General features: G+C 51.0%; 10 protein-coding genes and 1 pseudogene. 7 read left to right on the top strand and 4 right to left on the bottom strand.

Annotated features, from left to right (window positions below; all coding sequences use genetic code 11):
* The 7 genes and pseudogenes from ON063_RS14055 to ON063_RS14025 form a co-directional block, all read left to right on the top strand.
* Window positions 1-297, top strand: a pseudogene (locus tag ON063_RS14055) (hypothetical protein); the annotation flags it as partial.
* 9 nt (window positions 298-306) lie between these two features.
* Window positions 307-597, top strand: a complete 291-nt coding sequence (locus ON063_RS14050; RefSeq protein WP_274665548.1) for an EscU/YscU/HrcU family type III secretion system export apparatus switch protein — start codon at window positions 307-309, stop codon at window positions 595-597.
* Window positions 594-974: a flagellar export chaperone FliS gene (locus tag ON063_RS14045; RefSeq protein WP_224861752.1), complete on the top strand. Its 381-nt coding sequence runs from the start codon at window positions 594-596 to the stop codon at window positions 972-974. The genes ON063_RS14050 and ON063_RS14045 overlap by 4 nt, the downstream gene beginning before the upstream one ends.
* Complete coding sequence (locus ON063_RS14040) at window positions 958-1,860, top strand: flagellin N-terminal helical domain-containing protein (protein ID WP_274665547.1); 903 nt, start codon at window positions 958-960, stop codon at window positions 1,858-1,860. The genes ON063_RS14045 and ON063_RS14040 overlap by 17 nt, the downstream gene beginning before the upstream one ends.
* Window positions 1,861-1,884: 24 nt before the next feature.
* The gene (locus tag ON063_RS14035; RefSeq protein ID WP_274665546.1) at window positions 1,885-2,328 is read left to right on the top strand and encodes a YaaR family protein; all 444 of its coding nucleotides are present in this window, start codon (window positions 1,885-1,887) and stop codon (window positions 2,326-2,328) included.
* A 9-nt stretch (window positions 2,329-2,337) separates the two neighbouring features.
* Window positions 2,338-3,003 (top strand): DUF2225 domain-containing protein, encoded by a 666-nt coding sequence (locus ON063_RS14030; RefSeq protein WP_274665545.1) that lies wholly within the window; start codon window positions 2,338-2,340, stop codon window positions 3,001-3,003.
* A gap of 105 nt (window positions 3,004-3,108) precedes the next feature.
* A complete protein-coding gene (locus ON063_RS14025; protein WP_274665544.1) occupies window positions 3,109-3,609 on the top strand; it encodes a DUF1572 family protein in 501 nt (166 codons plus the stop codon).
* Here the strand turns inward: ON063_RS14025 and ON063_RS14020 are convergent.
* The 4 genes from ON063_RS14020 to ON063_RS14005 form a co-directional block, all read right to left on the bottom strand.
* Window positions 3,597-4,118: a DUF402 domain-containing protein gene (locus ON063_RS14020; RefSeq protein WP_274665543.1), complete on the bottom strand. Its 522-nt coding sequence runs from the start codon at window positions 4,116-4,118 to the stop codon at window positions 3,597-3,599. The two genes, ON063_RS14025 and ON063_RS14020, sit on opposite strands and share 13 nt — an antisense overlap.
* A gap of 100 nt (window positions 4,119-4,218) precedes the next feature.
* Window positions 4,219-4,887: a DUF4352 domain-containing protein gene (locus ON063_RS14015; protein WP_274665542.1), complete on the bottom strand. Its 669-nt coding sequence runs from the start codon at window positions 4,885-4,887 to the stop codon at window positions 4,219-4,221.
* A 159-nt stretch (window positions 4,888-5,046) separates the two neighbouring features.
* A complete protein-coding gene (locus ON063_RS14010) occupies window positions 5,047-5,673 on the bottom strand; it encodes a hypothetical protein (protein ID WP_274665541.1) in 627 nt (208 codons plus the stop codon).
* Between the two features lie 135 nt (window positions 5,674-5,808).
* Window positions 5,809-5,994: a hypothetical protein gene (locus ON063_RS14005; RefSeq protein WP_274665540.1), complete on the bottom strand. Its 186-nt coding sequence runs from the start codon at window positions 5,992-5,994 to the stop codon at window positions 5,809-5,811.
* Window positions 5,995-6,204 lie beyond the last annotated feature (210 nt).

Here is a 6,204-nt window from a genome sequence, read left to right as displayed (position 1 = left end):
GCCGGTGACGTCGTCGACTGGGAGAACAGCGTTCTTTATATCCGCTTAGAGACGCCTCGCCTCGGCGAGATCGGTGTCAAACTCGAAGCGAAAGACCGGAACCTCCGCCTCACGCTCGAGCATGACGATGCGACGGTCGAACGACTCGCCCGCCCGCTCCTCGGCAAGATCGAACAGACGCTCGAGACGATCGGCTATAAGAGCGTGACGACCCAGTTCAAACCGCTCACGAAAGCCGAGCGCGTCGTCGATGAGCCTACGGTAACACCGACGACCGGCTATGACTTCAGAATTTAGGAGGACACGATGTACCAACGCATGGATTTGACGAAACGAAAGACGGCCGCGGTCGTCCGCTATGACGAATCGACGGACAAAGCGCCCGTCATCGTCGCCCGCGGAACGGGATCCGTCGCTGAAAAGATTCTACAAGAGGCACGTGCCCGAGGCGTGGCGGTCGAGAACGACCATTCCTTGCTCGGACACTTGCTCGACCTCGACTTAGGGGACGCCATCCCCCCGCAGCTGTATGACGTGATGGCGGAAGTGTTGCTGTTGATAGAAGAACTCGATTCCATTAAAGGAGAACCAAGATGAACCCAACCCAGTTATATGAAATGAGGCCTGAAGAACTGACACAGGCGATGTTACACGCACTCACATATCATTACGAACGCGCCCAAGGCTCGACAATCGCTGAACGAAATCGTCACCTGCGCCAAGCGCGCGAGCTGTTGGTCAAGCTCCATCAAGGACTTCATGACGGCGGTGGCATCATCGCGGCGCAACTCGATGAAATCTATCTCTATATGGCGAATGCCAGTGTCGAGGCGATCATCGACCAGGATCAGCAAAAGATCGCAGAACTACATACGCTCGCTAGCGACCTCGACAAGACGTGGAGCGAGGCGATGGAACGCGCGAAAACACAATCTGTCCCGACTGGAGGAAACCGCTATGAAAATTACCAATAACGTCCAAGCGTTGAAGGCCTATACGTCACTCTCGTTGAACCAGGCGTCGATGAAGAAAACGATGGACCGACTTTCGAGCGGTGTCCGCATCAACAAGGCGTCGGATGACGCGGCAGGACTTGCCATCTCCGAGAAGATGCGGATGCGCCTCGACTCGCTCTCGATGGCTGAGCGCAACACGCTCGACGGCATCTCGCTCACCCAGACACTCGAAGGTGGAATGAACGAGACGCATTCCCTCCTCCAGCGCATGCGTGAACTGTCTGTCCAAGCGGCGAACGGGACGCTCAGCGAGGACGATGCGAAAGCCGTTCAAGAAGAGATCAACGCCTTGACGGAAGAAGTGACACGAATCGCCGAGACGACCGAGTTCAACTCGAAGAAGATCATGAACGGGGAATACATGCAGGGCGCGAGCACGCTCTTCTTCCAAATCGGGGCCGGTAATAACGAGGCCGTCGTCTTGAACGTCGAAGACATGCGGGCGCACGCACTCGGTATCACGACAACGACAGCGGGAGGCGGAGCGTTATCTCCCGTCGACCATGACAACAATCAAGCGACAGTAGATGTTTCTTACTACTCCCTCAGCGTATTGACGCCAGACAAAGCGGGAGAAGCGATCGCGAAGTTCGATGCAGCCATCAACCGTGTGTCACTCGAACGCTCGAAGCTCGGGGCGATCCAAAACCGGCTTGAGGCGAACGTCAGCGTCGTCGCCATCGGTTCTGAGAACTTGACGGCATCCGAGTCACGAATCCGTGATGCCGATATGGCCCGTGAAATGATGGACTTCGCCCGCCTTAACATCTTGAATCAGTCTGGCATGGCGATGATTGCGCAGTCGAACGCATTGCCGCAAGGCGTGTTACAATTATTGAACTAACCTAAAGAAAGGACGGTTGCCCATATGGACATTCGTCGCATCATGGAGACGCAATCGCTCCTCGGCTCAAGTAAGGCAAAACGCCCCGAAGTCGAACCCGGCGTCTCCTTCCAAAACGTCATCGGTCAAAAACGTGAAGACCGCGAGCACGAGCGGTTCCATCGCCAAATCGCCGCGATCCAGGAACAAGGAGAGCTTCTCGCTGAGAGCCAGACGGTCGAGGCGCTAACCGATTATAAGAAAATGATCAAAGACTTTATGAAAGAGGCCGTTGACGCGGCACTCCGCCTCGAGGACAAACGCGGATTCAATCGCCGGGGACGTGCGAAGATCTATAAGGTCGTCGAACAAGTCGACCAGAAGCTCCTCGCGCTGACGGACCAGGTCATCTCAGGGGAAGCCTCGCGCCTCTTCCTCCTCGACCAGGTCGGTGAGATTCGCGGATTGCTCGTCAACGTCTATGTGTGAGGTGACGAGATGGCAGAACATTTGTTTTTGAAGAAAGTCAAATGTCCGTATTGTTTACAGGAAAGCAAGACCCAGCGCGTGTTGTCACGTCACATCCGACCGCTCGAGGTCGAAAAGGACGGCTATACGACGTATGACGGACCGAACCCGTATTTGTATGAGCCGACCGTCTGCGGTCACTGTCACCTCGTCTTCCACGACTCGTTCGACAAGGTGCGAAAGCATAACCGGGAAGCACTCGAGACGCATTACTTCAACCAAGTGAACCCGGATGTCCTAAAAGGTGACCGGACGAACGAGCACGTCATCCTCTTATACAAGTTTGCGGTCATGACGGCCCAGTTGAGCGGACAAAAGCCGTCCGTCGTCGCCATGCTCGGGATGCGGATCGTCTGGATGTATCGATTGATGGGAGATACGGCGTCTGAGAAGGGATGGATGCAGCGGACGCTCGACAAATACAACGAGGTGCAAGAGGCGTACACGGACCCGATTCGAACTGGATTACCGTACGATCAACTTATGCTACGGATTGCCGACCTTTCGGCTGCGCTCGACTATTACGAAGATGCGCGGCGCTGGTACGGGATCCTCCTCAGCAGTAAGGAAGTATCGGAGCGAATTCGAAATCAAGCTCGCGATCATTGGGAAGATTTTCGGTTGGAACATGCGTAAACGAAAGCGTAGGACGCTAAATCCTACGCTTTTTTCGTAGTCATCATTGAGAAGTTCAATGATGGGGTATAAACAAATAGCTTACATACTAAAGGAGGATTTCTCATGTTTGAAACACAATATCTCGATACCGTACGTGCCACGTTCAACAGCCAGAAACAACTCGCCGAGCGCGCACTCGTCCAAGTGAGTGACGAGGACCTGCACAAGACGCTTGCGCCCGATACGCTCTCCCTCGCCCTCATCATCCAGCACATGGCGAACAACATGAAATCGCGCTGGACCGACTTCTTGACGACGGACGGCGAGAAGCCGGACCGTAATCGCGACGCCGAGTTCGAGGACCAACAGCTGTCCCGGGATGAACTGATGCAGGTGTGGGACGAGCGTTGGCAACTGTTAGACGACGTCTTGGCCGCTCTCACACCAGAAGACTTAGGAAAAGACGTCATGATTCGCGGGGAAGCCCACTCTGTGATCGATGCGATTGAGCGACAAGTGTCGCATTACGGCTATCATGTCGGACAGATTGTCTATCTATCGAAGCTATTTGCAGGCAATGACTGGGACGTGTTGTCGATCCCGTTACCGCATCAGAGGAAGTGAGGCATCTCTCTTTGAGCGAGTTCGATGAGACGCCGCTCTAACGAACCGTCAAACGGAAATTGCTGATGCTCGATTCGTCGTTTCACTTCAGCGACGGTGTGCCATACCTGTTCAACCAATGCATCTGGATAACCGTATCGTACTCGGTTGATGTCAAACTCCTCTTCATCGACGAGTTGCCATTCACCTGATTCTCTCGCAACGAGGTCGACATCCAAGTCAATGAAACGAATCTCCTCATCCGTAATTTTCGGAGGGAGACCGATATTGGAGTACCCGCGCATCGTGCCGTCCTGTTCTAAATCGAGTTGCAGCGTGAAGCCTTCATGTCGCATAAAGCACTCCAGTGAATGAGAATCGTATGTATAACAGGCACCTCGTGTATGATGCTGGAGCTTCCGCCCCGGCCCCGCATACAATAATACGTAATCCTCCGTTTCTTCCAAGACATGACTCGACCATTCATAATGGAGCTTTTGGTCATATTTGAGTAGAGAGACATCCTTCATCACTGACCTCCTAAAAGATGGGATATCTTCATTATCCTCTATCGTTCAGGTTTAGACTAGACAAAGAGGGCGTGCCGTTTGGTTTCGGCACGCCCTTTATTTATTTCGATACATCGATTGTGTATTCGTAACGGTCTTCCGCAATCGTATTGAATTGGTCGTTATACGGACCCTCTACGACAAAACGCACTTCGGTCAACTCTGCTGGCATCGAATCTACATGAAAGAGTACCCCGCCCTCTTTCTTCACTTTACCTAAAAATTCTCCTCCGACATCTTCCGAAATGATTAGATCAGCGTCTACCTGTTCTCCTGTGTTCGTGACAAGGCGGGCCTGATTCGGATGAAATGAGACCGTGTCGTCACTCGTATTTTCGACAATCACGTTGAACGAAACAATGGTCACTTCTTTTTTTTCATCGAACATGAAACGAAAATCAGAAGCAACCTGTAATCGAAGGGTTTGCACTTTATCAATCTGAAAAATGATTGGACCAATCTTTTCTTCAATACCTAGGTTACGATTTTTCATGTAAATTTGACTGATGCCAAGCTCATTCTCTTCTACTTCAAACTCTTCAGAACCACCAATCCCTTCTGACGTATCTTCATCCTTGCTCGATTCACTTCCTTCTGATGAAGAAGTGGCTTCTTCATCTGTTGTCTGTTCGGTCTGCTCAATAGTTTCAGAACTCGTCGCCTCATCCGTCTCACCGCATCCAATCAGAAATACGAGAGGCAATGTGAACAACCAATGTCGAACCTTCATGACACGCTCCCTCCTATTCGAAAATCTCGTCGGACAATGACTTATATTGAATATGTACCCATCTAATTAGAAATAATCATTTGTTTTATGATAATTCCTCTACTCATTTTCCAATGACCATACAAAAAACGTGCCGACACTCGTTCGGCACGCTTCATCTTATTTCGTCACGTTGATCGTATATTCGTAGCGTTCTTCTGCCACTTTGTCGAAGTTCTCGTTAAACGGTCCATCGATGACGACTTTCAAGTCCGTCAGCTCTTCTGGCTTCGCCTTCACGAAGAAGAGAACGTTCCCTTCTTTCTTCACTTTCCCCATGAATTCGCCACCGACGTCATCTGAGAACCACAAGTCCGAAGACACCTGCTCCCCCGTGTTCGTCACGAGCGTCGCCTGGTTCGGATGGAAACTCATCGTCTCGTCGACCGTGTTCTCGACGATCATGTTCATCGCGACGACGGTCACCTCTTCTTGTCCATCGAATAAGTCGCTATAAGCTTCTGCGACTGTGAGACGTGACGTCTGCACTTTGTCGATGGCGAACTGAATCGGTCCCATCGTCTCCGTGATTGTGACTGCCTTATTTTTCATATAGATCTTGTTCGTGCCAAGTTCGCTTTCTTGGACGTCCGTTTCTTCAGCAGTCGTCTCCTCTGGCGCACTCGCTTCCGCCTCTGCCACTTCTTCCGTATCCGTCGCTGTCGTCTTCAGTTCATCTGCTTCCCCGCATCCGACGAGTAGTGCGAGTGGTACCGCCACTAATAAGCCAAATCGTTTCATGTTCATCTTCATCTCTCCCTTTTCATAATCAAAGTAATGTGGTTAAGACGAATATAACGAATTGGCAATCCATACCGTGACAAGAAAAAGTTCCAGGCAAAATAAAAGTCAAGGTCCACAATCTGACCTTGACATATACACTTATCCTCTTGATTTCAGCTCTTCTTCTTCGTATGGGTCCGGACAATCTTCAAGCGGCGTATCGTCCTCGACATATGCCTCGAGTTTCGGGTCCCGTTCCACATACTCATCGTACGCTCCCTCTGGACCATAGACGAAATAACGGCGTTTCCGTGACGATACCGGTTTGGACTCTTTCTCACGCATCTCGTTTCCCTCCTCTTTCCAGAAAAGAAGCAACGGCTACAATGATGTTTACCCGATTATAGCGGAAAACAGACGTGATTTCATCTTCGCTTTTTATCCGAAACCTTTTTACGTGATATTCGTATAAATTCATAACGATTCAATGAAGGGATGGTTGTGTAGTGCAAAATAGGAGTGCAGAAGTGTGCAACGGAAACGTACACAACTCTG

Source organism: Exiguobacterium sp. B2(2022) (genome assembly GCF_028823655.1).
GTDB classification, from domain to species: domain Bacteria; phylum Bacillota; class Bacilli; order Exiguobacteriales; family Exiguobacteriaceae; genus Exiguobacterium; species Exiguobacterium aestuarii_A.
The sequence above is the reverse complement of the archived record's forward strand: the minus strand, read 5'-3'. Positions and strand labels throughout refer to the sequence as shown.